Source organism: Undibacterium pigrum (genome assembly GCF_003201815.1).
Classification (GTDB): Bacteria; Pseudomonadota; Gammaproteobacteria; order Burkholderiales; family Burkholderiaceae_D; genus Undibacterium; species Undibacterium pigrum.
This window is the reverse complement of sequence record NZ_QJKB01000001.1, coordinates 1431712-1453837: the sequence shown is the minus strand read 5'-3', so window position 1 is coordinate 1453837 and position 22126 is coordinate 1431712. Positions and strand designations below refer to the sequence as shown.

General features: G+C 49.6%; 21 protein-coding genes. 15 read left to right on the top strand and 6 right to left on the bottom strand.

The window, feature by feature from the left end; translation table 11 throughout:
• Positions 1-7 precede the first annotated feature (7 nt).
• On the top strand, positions 8-835 hold the full coding sequence (locus tag DFR42_RS06520; RefSeq protein ID WP_110254065.1) for a CheR family methyltransferase: 828 nt from the start codon (positions 8-10) through the stop codon (positions 833-835).
• 12 nt (positions 836-847) lie between these two features.
• Here the strand turns inward: DFR42_RS06520 and DFR42_RS06515 are convergent, their stop codons facing one another.
• Entirely contained in the window at positions 848-1921 is a 1074-nt protein-coding gene (locus tag DFR42_RS06515; protein ID WP_170133423.1) for a DNA topoisomerase IB, read from the bottom strand.
• A 570-nt stretch (positions 1922-2491) separates the two neighbouring features.
• Between DFR42_RS06515 and DFR42_RS06510 the strand changes: the two genes are divergently transcribed.
• Both DFR42_RS06510 and DFR42_RS06505 read left to right on the top strand, forming a co-directional pair.
• A complete protein-coding gene (locus DFR42_RS06510) occupies positions 2492-2968 on the top strand; it encodes a DUF3060 domain-containing protein (RefSeq protein ID WP_170133422.1) in 477 nt (158 codons plus the stop codon).
• A gap of 181 nt (positions 2969-3149) precedes the next feature.
• Positions 3150-4094, top strand: coding sequence for an exopolyphosphatase (locus DFR42_RS06505; RefSeq protein ID WP_110254062.1), 945 nt, complete (start codon positions 3150-3152; stop codon positions 4092-4094).
• A gap of 48 nt (positions 4095-4142) precedes the next feature.
• Here DFR42_RS06505 and DFR42_RS06500 read toward each other — a convergent pair whose 3' ends face one another.
• Complete coding sequence (locus tag DFR42_RS06500; protein WP_170133421.1) at positions 4143-4832, bottom strand: GNAT family N-acetyltransferase; 690 nt, start codon at positions 4830-4832, stop codon at positions 4143-4145.
• A 98-nt stretch (positions 4833-4930) separates the two neighbouring features.
• Positions 4931-5647, bottom strand: coding sequence for a hypothetical protein (locus tag DFR42_RS06495; RefSeq protein ID WP_110254060.1), 717 nt, complete (start codon positions 5645-5647; stop codon positions 4931-4933).
• 279 nt (positions 5648-5926) lie between these two features.
• Between DFR42_RS06495 and DFR42_RS06490 the strand changes: the two genes are divergently transcribed.
• The 5 genes from DFR42_RS06490 to DFR42_RS06470 all read left to right on the top strand — a co-directional run bounded on the left by DFR42_RS06490 (position 5927) and on the right by DFR42_RS06470 (position 10637).
• The gene (locus DFR42_RS06490; RefSeq protein ID WP_245936845.1) at positions 5927-6613 is read left to right on the top strand and encodes a response regulator; all 687 of its coding nucleotides are present in this window, start codon (positions 5927-5929) and stop codon (positions 6611-6613) included.
• Positions 6614-6616: 3 nt separating this feature from the next.
• Positions 6617-7933 (top strand): ATP-binding protein, encoded by a 1317-nt coding sequence (locus tag DFR42_RS06485; protein WP_110254059.1) that lies wholly within the window; start codon positions 6617-6619, stop codon positions 7931-7933.
• Positions 7934-8089: 156 nt separating this feature from the next.
• The gene (locus DFR42_RS06480) at positions 8090-8890 is read left to right on the top strand and encodes a glycosyltransferase (protein WP_170133420.1); all 801 of its coding nucleotides are present in this window, start codon (positions 8090-8092) and stop codon (positions 8888-8890) included.
• Between the two features lie 139 nt (positions 8891-9029).
• Complete coding sequence (locus tag DFR42_RS06475; RefSeq protein ID WP_170133419.1) at positions 9030-9869, top strand: MipA/OmpV family protein; 840 nt, start codon at positions 9030-9032, stop codon at positions 9867-9869.
• A gap of 12 nt (positions 9870-9881) precedes the next feature.
• Entirely contained in the window at positions 9882-10637 is a 756-nt protein-coding gene (locus DFR42_RS06470) for a hypothetical protein (protein ID WP_110254056.1), read from the top strand.
• Positions 10638-10663: 26 nt separating this feature from the next.
• Here DFR42_RS06470 and DFR42_RS06465 read toward each other — a convergent pair whose 3' ends face one another.
• Positions 10664-10843: a hypothetical protein gene (locus DFR42_RS06465; RefSeq protein ID WP_110254055.1), complete on the bottom strand. Its 180-nt coding sequence runs from the start codon at positions 10841-10843 to the stop codon at positions 10664-10666.
• Positions 10844-11054: 211 nt separating this feature from the next.
• Between DFR42_RS06465 and DFR42_RS06460 the strand changes: the two genes are divergently transcribed.
• Positions 11055-13334, top strand: coding sequence for a TonB-dependent receptor plug domain-containing protein (locus DFR42_RS06460; protein WP_110254054.1), 2280 nt, complete (start codon positions 11055-11057; stop codon positions 13332-13334).
• A gap of 77 nt (positions 13335-13411) precedes the next feature.
• Here the strand turns inward: DFR42_RS06460 and DFR42_RS06455 are convergent, their stop codons facing one another.
• The gene (locus DFR42_RS06455) at positions 13412-13909 is read right to left on the bottom strand and encodes a pilin (protein ID WP_110254053.1); all 498 of its coding nucleotides are present in this window, start codon (positions 13907-13909) and stop codon (positions 13412-13414) included.
• A 196-nt stretch (positions 13910-14105) separates the two neighbouring features.
• On the opposite strand from DFR42_RS06455, the gene pnuC reads away from it, so the two are divergent.
• Both pnuC and DFR42_RS06445 read left to right on the top strand, forming a co-directional pair.
• Complete coding sequence (gene pnuC / locus DFR42_RS06450) at positions 14106-14696, top strand: nicotinamide riboside transporter PnuC (protein WP_110254275.1); 591 nt, start codon at positions 14106-14108, stop codon at positions 14694-14696.
• The gene (locus DFR42_RS06445; protein ID WP_110254052.1) at positions 14684-15208 is read left to right on the top strand and encodes an AAA family ATPase; all 525 of its coding nucleotides are present in this window, start codon (positions 14684-14686) and stop codon (positions 15206-15208) included. The genes pnuC and DFR42_RS06445 overlap by 13 nt, the downstream gene beginning before the upstream one ends.
• A gap of 193 nt (positions 15209-15401) precedes the next feature.
• Here the strand turns inward: DFR42_RS06445 and rpoD are convergent, their stop codons facing one another.
• Positions 15402-18221, bottom strand: a complete 2820-nt coding sequence (gene rpoD / locus DFR42_RS06440; RefSeq protein ID WP_342766834.1) for an RNA polymerase sigma factor RpoD — start codon at positions 18219-18221, stop codon at positions 15402-15404.
• Here rpoD and DFR42_RS06435 point away from each other — a divergent pair.
• The 4 genes from DFR42_RS06435 to DFR42_RS06420 all read left to right on the top strand — a co-directional run bounded on the left by DFR42_RS06435 (position 18197) and on the right by DFR42_RS06420 (position 22111).
• Entirely contained in the window at positions 18197-18568 is a 372-nt protein-coding gene (locus DFR42_RS06435; protein ID WP_146218792.1) for a hypothetical protein, read from the top strand. The two genes, rpoD and DFR42_RS06435, sit on opposite strands and share 25 nt — an antisense overlap.
• 108 nt (positions 18569-18676) lie before the next feature.
• A complete protein-coding gene (locus DFR42_RS06430; protein WP_110254050.1) occupies positions 18677-19396 on the top strand; it encodes a c-type cytochrome in 720 nt (239 codons plus the stop codon).
• 64 nt (positions 19397-19460) lie between these two features.
• Positions 19461-20762, top strand: coding sequence for a c-type cytochrome (locus tag DFR42_RS06425; protein ID WP_110254049.1), 1302 nt, complete (start codon positions 19461-19463; stop codon positions 20760-20762).
• A gap of 122 nt (positions 20763-20884) precedes the next feature.
• Positions 20885-22111 carry a hypothetical protein gene (locus DFR42_RS06420; protein ID WP_146218791.1) on the top strand — a complete coding sequence of 409 codons (1227 nt, stop codon included), beginning with the start codon at positions 20885-20887 and terminating at the stop codon, positions 22109-22111.
• Positions 22112-22126: the final 15 nt, after the last annotated feature.

Genomic DNA, 22126 nt, shown 5'->3' with positions numbered 1-22126 from the left:
GGCCGTGATGAACGTATTAAAAGTCGAGGAGATAGAACTCGACATGCTGCTGGAAGCCATCTACCGCTATCGCGGTGATGACTTCCGAGGTTTTGACCGTCAGGTGCTGGCAGATAAATTCATTGTAGTGATGAAGCAGTATGGGATTAAAACCTATTCTGCATTGCAAGACAGCATATTGCATGACAGCGCGCATTGGGATGCCGTATTACGCACGCTTTTACTATGCCCGGTCGCGCTGTTTGATGAGCCGCAGCGGCTGCAATTCTTGCGCAATCAATTATCGCCATGGCTGCGTTCACATGCTCATACCAGGATATGGATTGCAGATTGTTCCAGTATTGAAGAGATTTATACCTTGGTCATTTTGCTGGAAGAGGAGCAAGTCTGCGACAAGGCGACAATCTATATCACCTGTTCAAACGATTTGCTTTTGCAGGAAATGGCAGGTGCCGGGTTAGCTTTAGAGAAGTTTTCTGGATATGAAAAAAATTATCTGCAAAGTGGAGGACGCAGCAGATTGCTGGATTATTTTCAGGAAAAAAGCGGCTATCTGGTATTGAGGGATGGCTTGCAAAAAAACCTTATCTGGTCACAGTTCAGTCTGGTTACCGATACTTCCTTCAATGAGTTTGAATTGATCAGCTGTCGCAAGGCACTCGCCAGTTTTGACGTCGCTTTGCGCCACAGGGCACTACGTTTGTTCGCTGCCAGCCTCACACCATTTGGTATGCTGGATGCAGATTTAGCAAGCTACAATGGCAGCAAAGCCAATTTGACCTGGCATTACCAGGCTATCTCAGATGAATTTGGCTTGTACCGGCACCATCCCTAGCCAGCAAACTATTTACTTTTGCCATTTCTCTAAAAGCCTTGCAAGTATCGCCTCATCTTCCGCCAGCACAGTTTTTCCTTTCTTTACTGCACGGCTACAGGCCTGCCATTCTTCTGCCAGCGTTCCTTGCATATATGAAATTGCGACTTGTGGATGGATATAGCATTTGCGACAAACTGCCTGGGTATTGCCCAGTTTCTTAGCGACTTGACGGATTGCTTCGACCAGGTTCTTGCGGGCTGCTGCCTGCGTATCTGCCGCGCCAATTTCCAGCAAGGCTTTCACGGCAAATGTTGTTCCTGCCCAGGTCCTGAAATCTTTTGCGGTGAAATCACCGTTAGCTGCACTGCGTATGTAATCGTTTACTTCAGTGGAATTAATGGCATGTGGCTGAGCATCTTCATACAGATATTGAAACAACGTCTGGCCTGGGAGGTCCAGCATGGATTTGATGATACGGCTTAACTTCGGCGCACGCAGGCTGATAGTGTGCTGGACGCCGCTTTTGCCACGAAAATCAAACTCAAGCTGGGTGCCATGCAAATGCACATGCCTGCCTTTCAGGGTGGTGATGCCGTATGACTGATTGGTGCGCGCATATTCATCATTGCCTATGCGCATGCTGGTGTTTTCTATGAGCGATACAACGGTAGCGATGACTTTTTCGCGTGGCAAGCCTTTCATTGCCAGGGCCTTGCTTACTTTTTCACGTATCGAGGGCAAGGCTGATGCAAACTGCAGCATATTGCCGTATTTGGCTTCATCCCTGATACTGCGCCAGTTTTTATGATAACGGTATTGCTTGCGTTGTCGCGCATCGCGCGCTGTGGCTTGTATATGGCCATCGTCTTGCGCGCAAATCCAGACATCTGTCCATGCCGGTGGAATGACCAAGGATTTTATACGTGACAGTGTCAGGTCATCCTTCAGTGGTTTGCCTTGTGGCGTCAGATATCTGAATGCAGTTTTTCCACGTCGCTTGACCGGATATCTGCGTATCCCCGGCGTCTGATCACTGACATAAGACAAGCCTGCCTTTTTTGCAGCAAATTGCACATCACTTTTTATCAAGGAAACTGTTTGCATACTTTTAAGTACGGCGTTGTTAGCAGTTTGCTTTTTTGCTTGTGTCACGGGTCTCATGTCTCAACCTGTTTTTTTGTTTTTAGATTGAGTGTCAGGATAGGATAGTGCCGTGCAGTGTTCTATCAGATTTCTTGATATCACAAAGTAGGAGAGTGGCTAATTGCAGATGTTATTTTCGCTGAAGAAGATTGCCACATTACCAGTTGCCTGGGTGCTAAAGATGTGCGGGGAGCTGGCATGCCGATGTCTGTCGCAGCTATCAGTATTACTATTGTTCACGTAACAAGAACTTGTTTGCGGAGTTTGCCGATGAAGCCGGCAAAGTCATGGCAACTGAATGGAAATCTACCCGCTGAAAGGGCTACCTGGCTTTAAAAGTGAGTCGCAATGATCAACCGCAACAGACATCAACATTTCGCATTTTCGGGGGTGCTATTGGCATTATGATAGCATTCTGCTTTATTCCTTCCTGGCAATCACAGCAATTGCTTTATCCCGGCTGGAATCCAGTTACCTTTGCATATGGCAGGTAATTATTTGATCAATTTTAGTATCAACAAAGGCAGAATGATGAAATTAAAAAAGTATTTATTGACAATTTTGCTATTAGCAGGCACTAGCGCCTATGCGGGTGATGTATCAGTAAACATGCCCGGTATCAGCGTGAATGCGAACCAGAATACTGGCTCCAACGCCAATGTCAGTGTCAAAGCACCTGGAACCAGTGTCACTGCTGTTCAGAGTAATGGCGGCGGCAAGCAGGCTGAGCGTGCAGATGTTTTGCGCATGACTGGCAATGACATGAGCAAGAGCACGCAATGTAACGGCCAGCCTGTGTATATTCAGGGCAATGGCAATCAGATCAGCTTGACAGGATCGTGTCCGCAAGTGCGTGTCAATGGCAATGAAAACCAGGTTACGGTAGCGCAACTGGGTAAGGTACAAGTCGTAGGTAATGATAATCAGGTCAAATGGGCGCAGGCGTTGAATGGTCAGGAGCCACAGGTGCAGACTTCAGGTAATGACAATCAGATCATCAGACGCTAGTCTGGCTACGCAATAAAGGGGCATGCCCCTTTGTTCCTGTTAAGACTTGTTGCATATTCACTTACATCATGGACAAGCGCGGGGAAAGTGATTACATTAAACATAAGCGCCAGAACTATGTCGTAAAGCGAGTTTTGTTGTATCAGGAATAAACCACTCACCACTCGATAGGGGAGTATTCATGTCTGACAATGCCAAGAAATTCCGTTTGATTACACGTAGTGACTTTGACGGGCTGGTTTGCGCCGTCTTGCTCAAGCATCTGGATTTGATTGATGACATACTCTTTGTGCATCCAAAAGACATGCAGGATGGCAAGATTGCTGTCAGCAATAATGATATCAGTACCAATTTGCCCTATGTAGACGGCATCCACATGGCGTTTGACCATCACTTGTCCGAAACCTTGCGCAATGCGGATGGTGGGGCCAGAACCAACCATGTCATCATGCCAGAGGCTCCTTCGGCAGCGCGGGTGGTGTATGACTATTATGGCGGCCTGAAGGTTTTCCCGGCATCCTGGGACAGCATGATGGCGGCGGTCGACAAGGGCGATTCTGCACAATTCAACCGCCAGGAAGTCTTGCATCCTGAAGACTGGGATTTGTTGAACTTCCTCATGGATGCGCGTACCGGCCTGGGGCGTTTCCGTGATTTCAGGATATCGAATTACAATCTGATGATGGAATTGATAGACCTGTGCAAGACGCAGAGTATCACTGAAATCATGCAAAACCCTGACGTCAAGGAAAGGGTGGATCTGTATTTTGAGCACGAAGAGAAATGCAAGGAGCAAATCCTGCGTTGTGCTACCGTGCACAAAAATCTGGTAGTGCTGGATTTGCGCAATGAAGAAACCATTTTTGCCGGTAACCGCTTCCTGATCTATGCTTTATTCCCAGAAACCAATATTTCCATCCATGTACTCTGGGGTCTGAAGAACCAGAACACGGTGTTTGCGACTGGCAAGTCGATTTTAAACCGTAGCTCCAAAACCAATATAGGCCCGTTGATGCTGGAGTTTGGCGGCGGTGGCCATGAAAATGCAGGTACATGCCAGGTTGCCAATGATCAGGCAGAGCAGGTTCTGGCGACACTGACCAGCCGTATCAATCAGGATGGCTGATCAACTGGCGGGCTGACGCTGACAGCTTGATGCAGCTGAGTCACTGATTCAAAACTGGATTTGTATCCCCCTGGGCAGGAATTTTGCATACCTGTTCAGGGAGCTGATGATATCGCTTGCTGCGATACTGTAATGCAGGTCGTTTGCCGTTTCGCCGGTTTTTTTTGCGCCAAAGCGTTCATGAAATTTCCAGACGGACTCATTGGCTTTTCTCACCTCAAAATGCGCGTTCTGAAAACCCAGAGCCAGCGCATAGTGGTAGACCATCAAAGCCGATTCTATTGAACTACTGCTGGCCGCACCGGCCTGTATGATCCATGAACCCCAGCAAAATGAATCTGCCTGCTGGTCATACAGACGCACAGTACCAATATTTTCCCCTTCCATATTCTCTATGATGAAGTAGATTTGCTTGTCGTCACTGGCATATTTTTCCAGCCATTGCTCTTGCGGCCTTACTTCGGCTGAAGTGCTGGAAATGAAGCGGGATTTTTGCTCGTCAGTACGCAAGGCGACGATGTAACTTGCGTCTGCAACGGTGGCATTGCGCAAGACCAGCTTATGACCCAGGATTTTTTGTGGTTTCAGATAAGCTGGCCCGCTGGTATGGCCTGATTGTGCCAGACGCTGAGCTATGCCAGCGTCGTGGGCGCAGGCCTGTATCTGTGCGGCTATGCCGGATTGATCTGATGCTGATGGGATAGCTGAGGGTATAACGGGAGGTATAGCTGCGGACATGTGGTTCATCTATGTTTTGTACGATAGATGATTTTACTGTGCCGCGTGCCTGGCGTACAGGCAAACGGCACAGCGACTGCTAATTTGACCGACTATGACTATTTGACGATGGGCACGGCATTCACAGTGATGCTTTTGTAATAGATGTGGCTGGTGGATTCAAAACCTGAATCTATACCAAAAAACAGCCACAGGCTGCCATCTGCCTCTGTCTTGACGTTGAGCGGGGTTTGATTGCTGAGTTTTTTCTCCATATATGGTGCTTTGCCGCAATCAGTGCTGGCATTACCTATGGTGCCCAGCACAATGGCATACTTGCCTGACCCAGCCTGGTTACCGCGGTCTATATTCATACTGAACTCCCCCGCCTTTTCTACTGTCAATGGCTCTGACGGTGAAGCACCGCCGAAAAACCAGACGCTCTCACCAGGTGAGCCGCCCACGCCAAAGCAGCCAGTAGCAACATTGCTGACGATGGTAGTTTGAAAGCTCAGCGCATATTCGGTATTGGGGGCGAAGCCTGAATATTTTTTCTTGATATAGATAAACAAGTCATCGCTGCGGTTGGTGCCATAGGTGTATAAGCCTTTACCACTGAATGGCGTGGGCAGGGTGCGGTATTCTGTGACAATGTCAGTCGGTTTGGTTTCGCTGCTAAAGTCCGAGGTGCCAAAGCTCCAGCCCGCAGGCTCTGTGCTGAAGTCTACGTTAACCTGTGCAGGCAGAGGCTTGGGAATATAATCACTACTGCCTCCGCATGCAGTCAGTACGGTGGCAGCAATGGTCGCAAGAAATAAATGTCTGGGCAAATTCATGAAAAAACCTAAAGAGGCGACTTGGCTTAAACTTGTAAAATAATTATTTTGCAAATTCAAGATGGCATCAGTTATTGAGGGCTTGATTGCGACAGAGAATAGCGTCGCCAGAAAAGAAAATCGTTCTCGAAGTGTAGAGTATTTGTCTCAAATTTGTAGATCACGACAGGTCAGCCAGGCCAGTCGGCAATTGTCTGAAAATTGTAAGTCGCGTCGCCAGGGCGGGCTTTTTGCGTAAAATCGCGGCCTGTTCCAAACAATGCGGGCAAAGGAGAATGTATGTTTCGTGTAATGCTGGTGGAAGATGATGCAAAACTCGCCGCACTGGTTGCCGAATATCTGAGCGAGTATGAATTTACGATAGACATCGTCAGCCGGGGTGATGTGGCATTGAGTCACTTTCAGCAAACTTCGCCGGATATCGTGGTGCTGGACCTGATGTTGCCAGGCATGGATGGCATGGTGGTTTGTCGCCAGTTGCGGGCCATCAGTGCAGTGCCGATCTTGATCTTGACTGCACGTGAAGATGCTTTTGATGAAGTGTCTGGCCTGGAGCAGGGCGCGGACGACTATGTCAACAAGCCTGTGCAGCCGAGGATATTATTGGCGCGTTTGCGCGCCTTGCTGAGGCGTGTCAAGGAAGAGCCAGTCGATGAAAATGCGGACCTGATATTTGGTGCTTTTCGCCTGTGCCGCGCTGACCGCACCGTGTTCTGGCGCGAAGAGCCAGTTGCCTTGAATAGTGCAGAATACAAACTGCTGCTGGTACTGGCAGACGCTGCTGGCAAGGTCTTGTCGCGCAATGATATTTTGATACAGATGCGCGGTATAGAATTTGATGGCCTGGATCGCAGCATAGATAATAAAATTTCCCGTTTGCGACGCAAGTTTGACGACCCTCATGCAGATAAAATCAAGACTGTCTGGGGAGAGGGCTATCTGTTCAGCCCGTCCGCCTGGGATTAGTCGATGAATCGTCTGTTCCTGCGATTTTTTGCCCTGGTGATGCTGTCCATCAGTGTCGCTACACTGGCGATTTACGCTTCCATCACGCTGTTTTTCGGCGATCCGCTGGAAGAAGTCGCACAGCAACAGGCATCAGGACAAATTTTATTGTTGACGGAATATGTCGATAAGGCCGGGCCCGAGGAGTGGCTGACCCGCCTCAACAAAATCAGGGAAATCACGCATTCCGAGCTGGAACTGATACCGCTGCAAGCTGCGCAAACCAAAGTATTGGCGTCAAAACAGGCGCAACTCATGCGCGGCGAAGTAGTCATTGATGTGGCTGGCAAATCTTTTTATCGCCGTGTCGATTTAAAGGGCGAGCGTTACGTTGCCAGTAATGAAGATGTCATTCATGCCCAGAATCTGCCCATCGACGTCGCCCCCGTACTAAAAACCGAAGCACTGCGCTATATCATCGTTGCAATCTGCCTGTTGATCCCGATTGCGATCTGGTCCAGCACACACTGGCGCGGCTTGCAGGCACTGGAAAAGGTTGCTGATGAATTTGGTGCCGGTCATTTGAAAGTCCGGGCGCAGACCAGCGAGCGCGACAGTATCCATCCACTGGCGCAGCGCATGAATCAGATGGCGGCGCGCATCGAGGCCTTGCTGGAGGCGCAAAAAAATCTTTTGCATTCGGTGTCGCATGAATTGCGTACCCCAATCGCCAGGCTGGAGTTTGCCCTGGAGTTGTTGCGGAATGCCGCAAAAAATCCCCAGCTCGAACCGCGCATGCAGGCCATGGAAGCGGACATTACAGAACTGAATGTTCTGGTCAGTGAATTGCTGGATCTGGGCAAGCTGGATCAACTGGATCAGGATACCAAACTCAATTGCAGCGAATTTGATTTAAGCAGTAGCCTGAAGCATTGCGTGACAGGCTTGCAGCATGTCCTGGTTGCGCATCAGCTAGTGACAGATTTTGCCACTGATCTTGGCAGTGTGAAGGCTGACCAGCGCCTGCTGATGCGGGCTGTCAGCAATCTTTTACGCAACGCTGCCAAGTATGCCAATGGTCGTATCTGGCTGCAGGCCAGACGAACAGACAACAAGATAGAAATTGCACTGGAAGATGATGGCCCAGGCATACCGGCGGCCGAAAGAGAGCGTATCTTCGAGGCTTTTTACCGGCTGGACCGCAGCCGCGACCGCAATACCGGTGGTTTTGGTCTTGGCCTGGCAATTACCAAAAAGGCCATAGCGGCCCATGGCGGACAAATTGTCGTGCAAGAAGGACAATTTGGCGGTGCCAGATTCATCATTTCCCTGCCTCTGTAAGCTCAATAAATCACGCTTGTACAAATTGATGACATTTGCCAGACAAGTTAGGGAAGACTTGCTGGTGGCCACTCTCTATCATCTTTCATATAGAAAATCCGTGCAGTAAGTTGTGCCGCTGCTCCTGTATTTTTGTGCCATCAGGAAACCAACATCGTGACCTATCATGCAAACATTGTGCGACAAAAAATTCTGGAGAAAGTGTACCAGCCCTTGCGCCACTGGTTTTTGAATGATGTGGACAGGATGGTGACGACTTCGCCCAGTTACTTGTCTGGCAACGTGGTCCTGAATGGCTACCGTGAGCAGACTGAGGCGATTGCCTATAGCCTGGACAGCCAGGACAATGAGGTCTATTCCCGGCCAGATAGCGAGTCGCTGGCAAAATGGCGCGAGCGTTTCAACGGGCGTTTCTTTCTGTTTTGGGGGCGGTTGGATTATTGCAAAAGCCTGCATATCTTGTTGCAAGCCGTGGCGGATACCGATATACCGCTTGTCATCGTCGGTGACGGGCCAGAAGCCGCGGCACTGAAGCAACAAGCCAGGGACTTGCAGCTGAATCATGTCCATTTTCTGGGGGCGTTGCCAGAAGAGGATAAAGTTGCCTTGCTCAGTCTTTGCTATGGTGTGGTGTTTCCATCACATTTGCGCTCAGAGACATTGGGTATTTCACTGCCGGAAGCTGCAATGCATGCCAAGCCCATGATCACCAGCGAAACAGGAACTGGTACTGCCTTTCTCAATATTGCTGATGAGACTGGTCTGGTGGTGCCGCCAGAAGATACGTTTGCTTTGCGTGCCGCCTTGATGCGCTTGTGGGATAAGCCAGCATTGGCCATGCAGATGGGTAATTTTGCGCAAAAACGTTACCAGACCATATTCAATGCCGAAATGATGGCAAAGAATTATGCGCGCTTATATGTCGATGTGATTTCAGGAAATGCGAAAGAGCCTTGAGCATGAGTATTGACGTTGCGAAAATAGAAAGAGCTGTCTATGATGCGGATTTCTCACGCCTTTATACCTGTGGCGCCGGTTCGCTTTTTTGATGATATCGGCGATAGGCTGGGTATATACACGACTACAATTGATCAGCATGAAATCTATACTATTTGCATCCCTTTTTTGTGTCGCCCGTCTTGCCTGTGCCCAGACCCCGGCATCCAGCATGTTGCCCGACGGTAGTTCCGACATGTATGTAGGCCTGGGTGTATTGTCAGAACCTAGTTGTGAGGTGGGCGGTGAGCAGACGACTCGAATCATGCCAAATGTGCAAATGCAATGGAGTAATGGCGTTTTTTTACGCAATACCAATCTTGGCATGCATCTGAGTCCATCCAGTGCTTATGAAGTTGGTCCTTTGTTGTCTTATCAACGGGGTTGTACCGCTTCGGCAGCACGCAAACTGGCGGGCTATGGTGATGTCGATGGCAGTTTTCAGGTTGGCGGTTTTTTTAATTTCCGCCCGCTGAGCAACTTGCGGCTGGGTAGCAAATTATTGCTGGGAACCGGCGCTGGCAAGAAGACCACGTACCTGAACGTGGAAGGGCGCAGTTATTTTAAACTGGCCTCGCATCATGGCCTGGGATTGTCTGCGGGGCTGACCTGGAGCAGACGCTATTTTGACAGCGCCAATTCGCGATTTGATCCAAATTTATCAGATGGCGCACTCGTGAATGTGGCCGGGCCTGGTAATGGTTTTACAGCATCGGGTGGTGAAGTATTGACCTGGAAATCCAGCAGGCCTGCTATCAACGAAAATGCCAACGTCAGGAATGTATATCTGGGATTGAACTGGAACTGGGACTTGAGTGCGTCCTGGATAGTCACCTCGCATGTGACTGCCACACATCAATTTGATATCAACCAGGACAGCTTGTGGCTGGGCAAGAGAAATTATGTCACGGTGTATTCCGGACTGGCATATCGATTTTAATTTTATAAAAGCATGATCACTAAGTACGCCTCCATTTTTGCTCTGATGCAGTTTGCTTCAGTACTGGCCTTTGCGCAAACAAATAGCGCAACGCCAGTCACGAAGCAAGCGGCGGCACAGACATCTGAAAGCCAGGCCGATACTGAATGGATCAGCTACCGTAACGCGTATCGCCTGATGATACAGTTTGAAAAGTACGGTAAGCCCAAGCATCTTATCCAGAATCATTTCCAGCTTGTCAGTAAAAACGGCGGCCCTTTGCCAGACAACCTGCAATTGAATCTTGTCAGCAAAAGCATGCGGCTTAACCTGCCTTTAGATGCAGCAGGCCGTGCCAGTTTTCCTTTGCTGAAATCAGCTTATGATGAAAATGCCGAACTGGTTCTAAACCAGACTGCAGGGCAAGTCAATTTTCAAAGCAGGATATCGATTATCGCTCGCTCAGATGGCGTCTATGAAATCGCCGACTTGCGTCTGGCATGTGAGCAGGCATTGGCTTATGTGAAAAGCACAGGCGATGCCAGAATCTCTGCCCGGTCTTGTGTGGGCGTAAGATTCTCGTATGCAAAAAATCTGCAGCAGGCTGGCATAAAATTCAGAGGCGCAGACATGCAAATGCATGCACTTGCCTTGCAAGAGAATAGTGCATTCCCTGACGAAAGCAACAAGGCCTATAAAATTGCGAACCTGCGCTTTGCTGATACTGCAGAAAAAGGGCAATTGCTGGCGCAACAAGCACCTATAGCCATTGCCCCTCTGTTTGAATGAAGCAACAATAAAATATTCTGGCAGGCTTACCAGCGACGCCAGTGTCTGCCACCGCCCCAGCGTGGACCACTCTCAATAATGATGGGTGGCGGGCTGACATAAACCCGTGATCCATATCCATAGCCATGTGCAGGCGCGACCACGCAGCCAGACAAACTGGACATACCTGCCACGATGGCGACCAGAGCAATAAGTTTGATACGCATGATGTACTCCTGTTGTAATGCTCAGGATTCAATGCGCGAGCTCAGGCTTGCGTTGACAGCCTTGATGTAAATCTCTGTATCAGATATTGGCCGGTTTTGCAAATCTGGTAATGCATTTTGGCAAGTAACGAATTGTTGTGGGGTGGAACTTGAAGCCTTGTGGTATGGTCTTAGCTCTATTCTCTACCACTATTGCCACAATAATATCTATATGCAAGTTAACAGCTTTTCTTTGCGCCCGACTATTTTATCTCTGGCCATCATGGCGGCTTTCAGCCAGTCTTCTTTTGCACAAACTGCAACGCCACTCAATGCTGAACCGGCTGAAAAAGCTGATGCAAAAGCAGCGGAACCCAAGATGCAAAAAGTAGAAGTGCAAGGCACCCGCAATTATGACGAGCGCCGTCAGGATACCGCCACCAAGATCGTGGTTACGCAAGAAGATATCGTACGTTATGGTGATACCACCGTCAGTGAAGTGCTCAAGCGCCTGCCAGGTGTGACCATGGGGGGCGTACAAGGCCGTGGCGGCGATATCCGCATGCGTGGCCTGGGCGCAGGTTATACCCAGATCATGCTCAATGGCGAACCTAGTCCTCCGGGGTTTTCTCTGGATTCACTGTCCCCTGATTTGATCGAGCGCCTAGAAATTATCCGTGCTGCTACTGCTGAACTGAGCACCGCATCAATTGCGGGTTCAATCAATATTGTCTTGAAAAAATCTGTACAGACAGCACAGAAGGAGCTCAAGCTGGGTTTGTTTGAAGATGGCGGCAAGTTTGGTGAAAACATCAATTATCAGGTGTCGGATAAAGCTGGGCGCATGTCTTATTCCATATCAGGCAATCTGAATCATGGGCAATATGAGCGTCCATCTTATTCGGATGAAGTTCGTATGGATGCCAATGGTAATCCGTTTGTCAAAACGCATACTTACAACCTGGGTTGGGGTACTTTCAGCAATGTGGGGTTCTCACCGAGGGTAAACTGGAATTTTGAAAATGGTGATACGCTGACAACTCAAAGTTTTGTTAATGCGAATCGTTTTGATGGCTACTCCACTGATGTCAGGACGAATGATCCAAATTTTAATGGCTTGTTGCCAATGTACAGCAGTGATTTGCAAAAAATACATTCCGATTTTTCCATGTTGCGCACTAATTTGAACTGGATACACAAGCTGGAGGACAGTGCCAAGCTGGACGTCAAATTGGGTGTGAATTATAACAAGCGTAATTCGGATGTTGGATTTGCAGGTTATAACAAAGATAATGCGCAAATACTGGATCGCAAGAGTATTTCTGGAGCGACCGACAAAGGTCTGACCATGAGTGGCAAATACAGTGCGCCATTTGTTCAGGATCATTCTTTTGTATTTGGCTGGGATGGCGCGTACAGCAAGCGCAGTGAAACGCGCACACAAAAAGACAACGTTGATTTTGTCGCGAATACCCTTAGCGTTTTTCCCTTATCAGCGAATAATCTTGACGAAAACTTCAATGCCGATGTAACTCGTCTGGCAGTGTTTGCTCAGGATGAATGGAATATAACCAAGCAATGGTCTGTGTATGGTGGTTTGCGCTGGGAAGGTATTGATACCCGTAGCAGTGGCAGCTTTAAATCCCCTATTCCGAATGCAAACAATACTCCTTATGACATACATAATAGGTTCAGTGTATGGAGTCCGATATTGCAGACTTTGTATAAGCTGCCTGACAGTAAAAATGACCAAATCCGCCTGGGTATTACCCGCACCTATAAAGCGCCTGATACAAGTCGCCTGATACCGCGTCGTTTCTATTCGAATGACAACACTCGTAATAATCCAGATTCTCAGGGTAATCCTAATCTCAAGCCGGAACTGGCCTGGGGACTGGATATGGCCTATGAACATTATCTGCCAGGTGGCGGCATGTTGAGTGCCAGTGTTTTCTTGCGCAAGATTAATGATATTACGCGTACAGATTCGTCTGAAGATATTAATGGCAAGTGGGTCAGTATGCCAGTCAATGATGGTCAGGCAACGACCAAGGGCATAGAGCTGGAAGCCAAGTTTCCTTTGCGTGCCATGATGGAGGGCGCACCAGCTATTGATTTCAGGGCAAATGTTTCTTTCAACTGGTCCAGTTTGAGTAGTGTACCTGGCCCCAATAACCGCCTGGATTCGCAGACACCTATCAGCGCCAATTTGGGTGTAGATTACAAGATGGATAAAATACCGCTTACTGTAGGTGGTAATGCAAGCTTCCAGAGCGGTGGCCCTGTCAATATTTCTGCAGTACAGAGTTCTTACTCCGTACCCAAGCGCGTACTGGATTTGTATGCCCTGTGGAAGTTTGATCCCAAGACAAATTTGCGCGTATCGCTGGGCAATCTTCTGCATCAGGACAACATCAATGTTGGCAGCTTTAGCGGTGCTAATGGTTCAGTTCAAACCAATCTCACACCAACTACAGTGACTGCCCGCGTCATGTTCGAACATAAGTTCTGAAATAAGCAAGGGCACTTCAGTTTCGAAGTGCCCTTGCTGGTATTGTATATGCAGAGCTTTGCTGAACCAGGAGAGGCTTATTTTTTGCCTGCTACCTTGGAGTGGCAATAAGAAGGCAGATTGGTGGCAGCAACCGTCGTTCTGTCTATGCCTTTGACGGTCATTTTATCGGGCACGGGTCCGTTGGAGCAAATCCAGGCAACCGGTACCATAGGTGCATCTTCTACCACTGCCGGGCGCAAGCTGATGACCTTGCCCTTGAGTGCGCCATTCGCACTATTTCCAAATGTAATATTCACTACGCCATCTTGCACTGCTACTGAGCTGACGAGATTGCTGACAATTTTATCGGCTACTGGCAAGCCTGCTGCGAGATTGTCCGCCGGGAATTTTTGCTCCGCCAGCCATGCTGCAGCAACGGGTTTTTGGGCGATATCAGCAAAGCGGATCCCGGTTTCCAATTGTTCACGGATGATTTTGTACATATAGGACGGTATGGCTATGGATGATAAAACGGCAATAATTAATACGACCGCCATCATTTCCAATAGCGAGAATCCTGAGTGTTTTTTCATGGAGCTGATTTTCTGTAAATTGTATGATTTCTAGGAATATAGCGGATAAGCCTTGCTTGTCACAATCTAAATATCAAAAGCTGAGCCGGATTTCCCTGAATTTTCCGTCGCAGGACCCTAAGTGTGTTGCGCAATATGCTATGACACAAGTGGCGCTATCGTTGATAATGCGGGCACGCCAATTATCTTATGCATGATGAATGATCCTATCCCCTTGTTCGGTTTCAGCACAACTTTGCTGGAACTGATTTCCTTTGTCTTATCGGTCATCACGGTCGCCCTGAATATACGGCAGTTGCATTGGGCATGGCTGTTTTCCATCATTTCTTCCGGCTTGTATGCAGCTGTATTTTTTGACGCCAGATTATACGGGGACATGGGGTTACAGTTTGTCTTTATCCTGGTGTCGGTATGGGGCTGGATGAACTGGTTGCGCGGTGACGATGTGCATGAACGCTTGCAGGTGACACGCTTGACTACCCAGGGCAGGCTGGCTTCAATTGGAGTAACAGCGGTGATCTTCGTCTTGCTGGCCTGGTTCCTCAAGACTTATACGGATACTGATGTGCCGTATGCAGATGGTTTTCTTACCGCGGGCAGTTTGCTCGGCCAGGTTTTGCTGAGTCGTAAAAAACTGGAAAACTGGCATGTATGGATCATCGTTGATGTCTTGTATGTTGGCCTGTATGTATATAAGGGCTTGATGTTGACAGCCGTGCTATATGCCATTTTCATTTTCATGGCCATCATGGGCCTGCGTGCCTGGAGTAAAACATGTCCTCAGTAAATCGTGTCGTCATACTGGGGGCTGAGTCCTCAGGCAAATCCATACTGGCCGAGGCTCTGGCGGTACATTATCAAACCGTATGGGTGCCTGAATATCTGCGAGAATTTGTTGAGCAGCATCAGCGGGTGCCGAGGCAGGAAGAGCAAATCCTGATCGCCAGGACCCAGGTGCAGCGCGAAGCAGAGTTATTGAAACAGGCCAGGCAATGGCTGTTTTGTGATACCGGTCCTATTATGACGGCGATTTACAGTCGTCATTATTTTGGCGAGCCTGATGTTGAACTGGCCCAACTGGAACTTTCGCATCAATATGATTTTTGCCTGGTGACAGCACCAGACTTTCCCTGGCAGCCCGATGGCTTGCAGCGTGAGTCTGCCTATGTGCGTGACCGTGTGCATGAAGAAGTATTGAATGTGCTGGATGACAGGGAAATACCTTTCTTGCTGGTTGAGGGTAGCCAGCAGGCACGGCTGGAACAGGTGCAGTTTGCCCTGTCTTTCCTGCTCAGTTAATTTAAAAATCCTTGAGGCAAATCTCTGTAGGAGCGGCTTTAGCCGCGAATGTCTGATACGGTCGACAATGATTGGCACGGCTATGTCTTCGCGGCTAAAGCCGCTCCTACAAAATAAAAAAGCACTGCAAGCTTACGCTGCAGTGCTTTGTGTTTTGGTCAGGCTGATTCGGTCAGACTGATGCCAAAGCGACCTAGTTGCTTTCCATCAGACTCTTCAGATGGTCAGCGCGGGCAGGGTGGCGCAATTTCTTCATCGCCTTGGATTCAATCTGGCGTATGCGCTCACGCGTGACTTCAAATTGTTTACCCACTTCTTCCAGCGTAAATTCTGTGCTGGTGTCGAGGCCAAAACGCATGCGCAAAACCTTGGCTTCACGTGGACTCAGAGAATCCAGGGCTTCCTTCAATTTCTCTTGTACCGAGGCCTGCATTGCTGCTGCCATTGGTGACAATGTCATGCTGTCTTCAATGAAGTCACCCAGTTGCGAATCGCCATCGTCACCGATAGGCACGTCAAGTGAAACTGGTTCTTTGGCGATCTTCAGAATTTCACGTACTTTACCTTCTGGCAGGCCCATCTTCTCGGCAATCGCTGCTGGTTCTGGTTCCAGGCCTGTGGTTTGCAAGAGCTGGCGACGTACGCGGTTCATCTTGTTGATGGTTTCTATCATGTGCACAGGTACACGTATCGTGCGTGCCTGATCGGCAATCGCACGGGCAATCGCCTGCCTGATCCACCATGTTGCATAAGTAGAGAATTTATAACCGCGACGGTATTCAAATTTATCCACGGCCTTGAGCAAACCGATATTGCCTTCCTGGATCAGGTCCAGGAATTGCAGGCCACGGTTGACGTACTTTTTGGCGATGGAAATGACCAGGCGCAAATTGGCCTCGGTCATGGCTGCCTTGGCTTCGCTGGATCGTTTTTCACCAGCAACCATCTGCTTGTTGATTTCACGCAGATCATGCAAAGGCAGGCTGACATTGAGTTCCAGGTCTATCAGTTTTTGTTGCAGTTCACGCGCAGCATGGATATTGCGGCCCAGGATGGCAGCATAGCTTGATGTGCCATTGATTTCCTTGTTCAGCCATTCAGGATTGCTCGCATTCTGACGGAAGTGCTCAATAAAATAGGCACGTGGCATGCCGCATTTATTGACCATCAATTCCAGCATCTGCTTTTCAGTCTGACGCAAAGTCTTCATTTGCTTGCGCAAAGAATCGCACAATTTCTCAGCTGTTTTGACGCTGAAACGCATGCCCTGCAATTCACGTGTGATGGCCAGTTGCGCCTGCTGATAGGCTGGCGACTTATAACCATCTGTCGCACGTGCCGCCTGCATTTGTTCAAAGCGCATGCCCACGATCGCGAATTTTTGCAAGACCACATTTTTCATGTGCTGCAATTGTTCATCGCTGATGCCACTGGCGTTTTCTGCTACTGCATCATCGTCGTCATCAAGGTCATCGAGATCATCATTGTCGCTGAGTTCTATTGCAGGTGCGTCAGATGCATCCGGGTCCAGCAAGCCATCGATGATGTCATCCACGCGGATTTCATCTTTGGCAATTTTGTCGGCAATCGCCAGAATTTCCTGTATCGTGCCAGGGCAGGCAGAGATGGCTTGCACCATGTCTTTCAAACCATCTTCTATACGTTTGGCAATTTCAATTTCGCCTGATCGTGTCAGCAACTCTACGCCACCCATTTCACGCATATACATGCGTACCGGGTCGGTAGTACGGCCAAAGTCTGAGTCTACCGTTGCCAATGCAGCAGCAGCTGCAGCTTCGGCTTCATCTTCGGTGACATTATTGGCGACATTGTCGGTCAACAGCATCATGGCGGCATCTGGTGCTGCGTCGTACACTGCAATACCCATGTCGTTGAGGGTGCTGACCACGCCTTGTATCATCTCTGCATCGGCAACATCGTCCGGCAGGTGATCATTGATTTCTGCATGGGTCAGATAGCTGCGGTCCTTGCCCAGGTTGATCAGCTTGGTCAACTGCTTGCGATACAGTTCCAGTTGTGCTTCCTGACTGGCAGCGTTGGCTGCGTTAGGCTTTTTGGCCTTGACACGGGCAGCGCGTTTCATCTCGGCTGACTCTGCTGCATTCAAAGCCTGGATTTCATCATTTTCAAAATGAAATTCAGAAGACTTGCGGCCGCGCTTGGCAGGCTCACGCATCGCTGGCAAGACATACGCTGATGTATCGATATCCTTGATGCTGCTTGCTGCTGTAGCTGCTGCAGGGGAAGCCGATACGATGGCGTTCAGGGCCGCAGCTACGTCGATTGCTGCCGCCGGCGTGGTACGGGCAGGTGTCGTGGATGCCATGGATGCACTGGACGTAACTGGCTTAGTCGCAGCAAATCCGGCAACTGCACCAGGCGTCGCTGCAGCCAGTGGCTTCAATGTCACTACCGGTGCTGGTGGTGCCAGTTTACCTGAGCCTATGCGTGCCTCACGCTTGATAATCGTCGGTGCAGGTGCGGCAGGCTGGTCGGCCAGCAATAATTTCTTTGCCAGTTTTGGCCCGCTTTTGCGTATCACGACGACACGTGGCTTGGCCACTTCAGCATCGGCAGTGATTGCTGCTGTTTCTGGCTTGGTGCTGCTCACTACTGCTTCTGCAACTTGTCCGTTAGCGAAGTCTGACTCAGCAGTCGCGAAGTTCGCGTCTGTATTGTCTGTGCTTTCGGTATCGGTATTTGCCGAGAAATCCGCTGTATCTTCAGACGTGTCTGTCGAGCCTTCAGTTGTGGCTGATTGCAGTCTGGAGCGACGTTTGGTGATGACGGTAACAGGCGTCGTCACCAGTGTAGGTGTTTCTTCAGTCGTGTCCACGACTGGAACCACCATTTGCACGGTTTGTACCGTGGCAGTGCGCGCCAGGCCAAGCGGCTGACGGTTCAGTTGCAGTGGTGGTTTCTTACCTAAGGTCAGCGTGGAGCCTGTTTTTGTTGCAGGAGCAGTGTTTGAGTCAGTTAAGCTATTTTTCATGTAACAAATTCGAATACGACAACAAATGCTTGTCAATGGTGTTTGGCAATAGCAAGGGCGAAAAGCTGCTGGCGATCATCATTTGCAGATCAACGGCAGGCGCGGCGCGGATAAAAAAGCCCGCTGGTAAAAGCGGGCCAGGTCATCTTGCTGAATCTGGGCCTCAAAAGAGACGAAAGGGCAGAATTATCCTCGGCTTGGGCATTCTTGACAAGCAAGACTTTGCTTTCTTTTGCAGAAAATTTCACGGGGTCGCAAGAAGGGCGGGCAGAGAAACGGCGGGAGGGCACGGATATGCTGGATTTGCCTGGTTTTTTTGCAGTTTTGTTTTAAGCTTCAAGGGATGAGCTGCTTGACAATGTTTGATCTATATCAGATGTTCTTACAGTTCCTGATAAAGAAATTGGACAAACTGTTAAGCTAGCGTCTTTGTGCCTATCTTTGTTTTTTACATCATGAATTTCATCTTTCGTTTAAAAACCAGGCTGCTTCACCTGTTACTGGTCTTGCCAGTGATGGCTTTGGCGCAGCCAGCACAAAAAGTCCCCGATACTCTGGAGCAGAGGCTGAAAGCCTGTACCGCCTGCCATGGCGCAGAAGGCCGTGCGGGTAGTGATGGCTACTATCCTCGTATTGCAGGCAAGCCTGCGGGCTACTTGTATAAGCAGTTGCTCAATTTCAGAGATGGCAAGCGCAGCTATCCTGCCATGGCTTATATGGTTGCCCATATGTCGGATGCCTATCTGAAAGAAATAGCTGGCTATTTTGCCAATCAGCATCCACCTTATTCTGCGCCGCTACCAAGCGAAGCCAGTGCCAGCGTGCTCGAGCAGGGCAGGCTGCTGGTGCTGCAAGGTGATAAATCCCGCAATATGCCTGCCTGCGCCTCCTGTCATGGCAAAAGCATGACAGGGCTGGCACCGTATATTCCTGGTTTGCTGGGCTTGCCACGTGATTATCTGATTGCGCAACTGGGTGCCTGGCAAACCGGTAGTCGTAAAGCCCATGCTCCTGATTGCATGCAACAGGTTGCCAGCAAGCTCAAGCCTCAGGATATTGCGGCGGTATCAAGCTGGCTGGCCATGCAGAAAGTGCCTGACGATAGTATTGCGCCGGTATTGAAGGCAGATGAATACGCGCAATTGCCGCTTAATTGCGGCAGCGTTGCACCTTAATCTTGTACGTTGGCCTTTTGAAGTATCACTCAGTTGTACTCTCAGTTGCACCAAGTCTATGTCTATGAAAAAAATTATATTGTCTGTATTGCTGCTCTTGCTTGCCGGGACTGCTGTCGTGGCAGCTTATGGCTATTATCTGGTGGATGATAAAAGTGCCCAGAGCACATCTGACAAGCTGTCGGCAAGCGACAGGATCAGCAAGGGTGAGTACCTGGTCAAAGCCGGTAATTGCATGGGTTGCCATACTGCTCGTGGTGAAGCTGCTTTTGCAGGTGGCCGCTCATTGCAGACTGACTTTGGCAACTTCAGGACGCCGAATATCACGCCCGATGTGAAAACTGGCATAGGTAGCTGGACGGCTGAGGATTTCTGGCAAGCCTTGCATAATGGCAAATCCAAAGATGGCAGTTTGCTGTATCCGTCTTTTCCTTATACCAATTACACTCAAGTGTCTCGTGATGATGCGGATGCCATGTATGCCTACCTGATGTCTTTACCCAAGGTGGAAAAAGCAAATCAGGCCCATGAGTTGAGCTTTCCATACAATAAACGGGCTTTGCTGGTATTCTGGCGCGCAGCGTATTTCCGTCCGGCCAGCTATCAGGCAGACAATAGCAAATCCCTGGAATGGAATCGTGGCGCCTATCTGGTCAATGGGCTGGGGCATTGCAGTGCCTGCCACGGTGGCCGCAATGGTTTGGGTGCCAATGCTGGCGTGAATGACCTGTCTGGAGGCGCGTTGACAAGCTGGTATGCGCCTGCGCTGACCAATAGCAAGGAAGTCAGCCTGGCAAAATGGCCTGCTGAGGAATTGATCGCCTTGTTGCAGTCCGGTGTCAATCAACATACTGCCGTTTCTGGCCCCATGGCTGAGGTAGTCGCTGGCAGTACCCAGTATTTATCAAATGCAGATATCAAATCCATGGCGACTTATCTGCAGGCCATACCCACCGTACAGGCAGCAGAAAAAGATATGCTGGACAAGGCAATGGCAGGGCCGGAACTGAGTGCTGAGCGTATGGAAGCCGTCATGAAGCAAGGTGCAGCCCTGTACAAGACCCATTGCATGGATTGTCATGGTGAAAAAGGGGTAGGGGTGGCAAATATTTACCCCGCCCTGCAGGCTAATCCTGCGGTGCTCAGCCATGCCTTGTCCAATCCGGTACGCATGGTCTTGTCTGGTGGTTTTCCACCCGTCACCAAAAATAATCCACGCCCCTATGGCATGCCGCCATTTGCGCATGCCTTGAATGATGCAGAAGTTGCCCTGGTCCTCAGTTATGTACGCAATGCCTGGGGCAACAAGGCGGGTGTGCTGACTTCGTCTGAAGTTAACCGCTACCGCTCTGCAGCCATAGAATAGTCCGGAATCTGCTGCCGCTGTGAAATACAATTTGGTGACAATTTACATACAGTTTTGAGCAGACATGGAGTAAGGCTGGTTTTACACTGGCCTTAATCTGAAATTTCTGCAAGGTGAGTGAATTGAAACCTGCTCTGAGTCTGGGCTTTTGTTTTTCGACAGTGTTGTTGGCAGCGTGTGGTGGTGGCACGGGGACTAGTGTGAACTCTGGTGTAGTGACGCCAGTGATCGGATTGACTTTATCCGGTACGGCAGCGACAGGAATGGCGTTATCCGGCGCCCCAGTCAATGCCAAATGTCGCACTGGTAGTGGCACCACCACAACAGCTTCCGATGGAACTTATAGCCTGGCAATTGCAGGTGGTGTTTTGCCTTGCGTGTTGCAGGTGAATAATGCAGCAGATAATAAAAAACTGCATGCCATTGCCATCAATGCAGGCGTCGTCAATTTGACACCCCTGACCGACATGCTGTCTACCCGCCTCATGCGTACTGACATGAGTGGCGTATTCTCAAATCCTGATATCGCAGCAGTAGAAAAAGCAGTGACAGTTGAAAGTATCAAGCAAGCTCAGGCAGATGTCAGCCTCGCCTTGTCCAGTTATGTGGATGTCAGCAAACTGACTGATTTTTATGGCACACCCCTGAAGGCTGCGACTGCCGCCAATACCACAGCCGGTGATGCGCAAGACAAGTTGCTGGATGCGTTGAAGGCAAAAATGACAGCGGCGCAGCAAGGGCAGGCACTCGATCTGCTGGCCAGGGCCAGTGCCGTTGGAGTGGTAGTTGACAATGCCGAGCCTGGCTTCAAGCCTGCACTGGAACTCTTGCCCATGACCGCGACGGTAGCGACCAATGGCAAGCTCAGTTTTTCTGCAGTCACCAATTATCCGGCAAATGTGCGGTATATCCGCCAGCCAGTCAAATGGACCGTAGTGGAGTCCGATGGCGGCAGTATCTCACTCAATGGCGAATACACTGCGCCTGACAAAGCGGGGGTGTATCATGTAAAGGTTCAAAGAGAAGACTTCCCGGCACTCTCAGCCGTCGCAACCGTGACGGTAGGCAGCACACCTGCGCCGGTATTTACGCCTTATCTCAACGTAGCTGCAAAAAGTGTCAGTCTGAAACCAGGGGCGCAGCATTTCTTTGCTGCGGGGATTAACTATCCTCCTGGTATCTACTATATACGCCAGCCAGTTACCTGGACGCTGGTAGAAGCCAATGCGGGCGCGATAGACATACTTGGCAGTTATACGGCACCGATGCAGCCTGGTGTGTACCATGTCAGGGTTCAGCGGGATGATTTCCCAGAATTGATGGTGCTGGTTGAAGTGATAGTCAGTTGAGTCTGCAACTCTCGG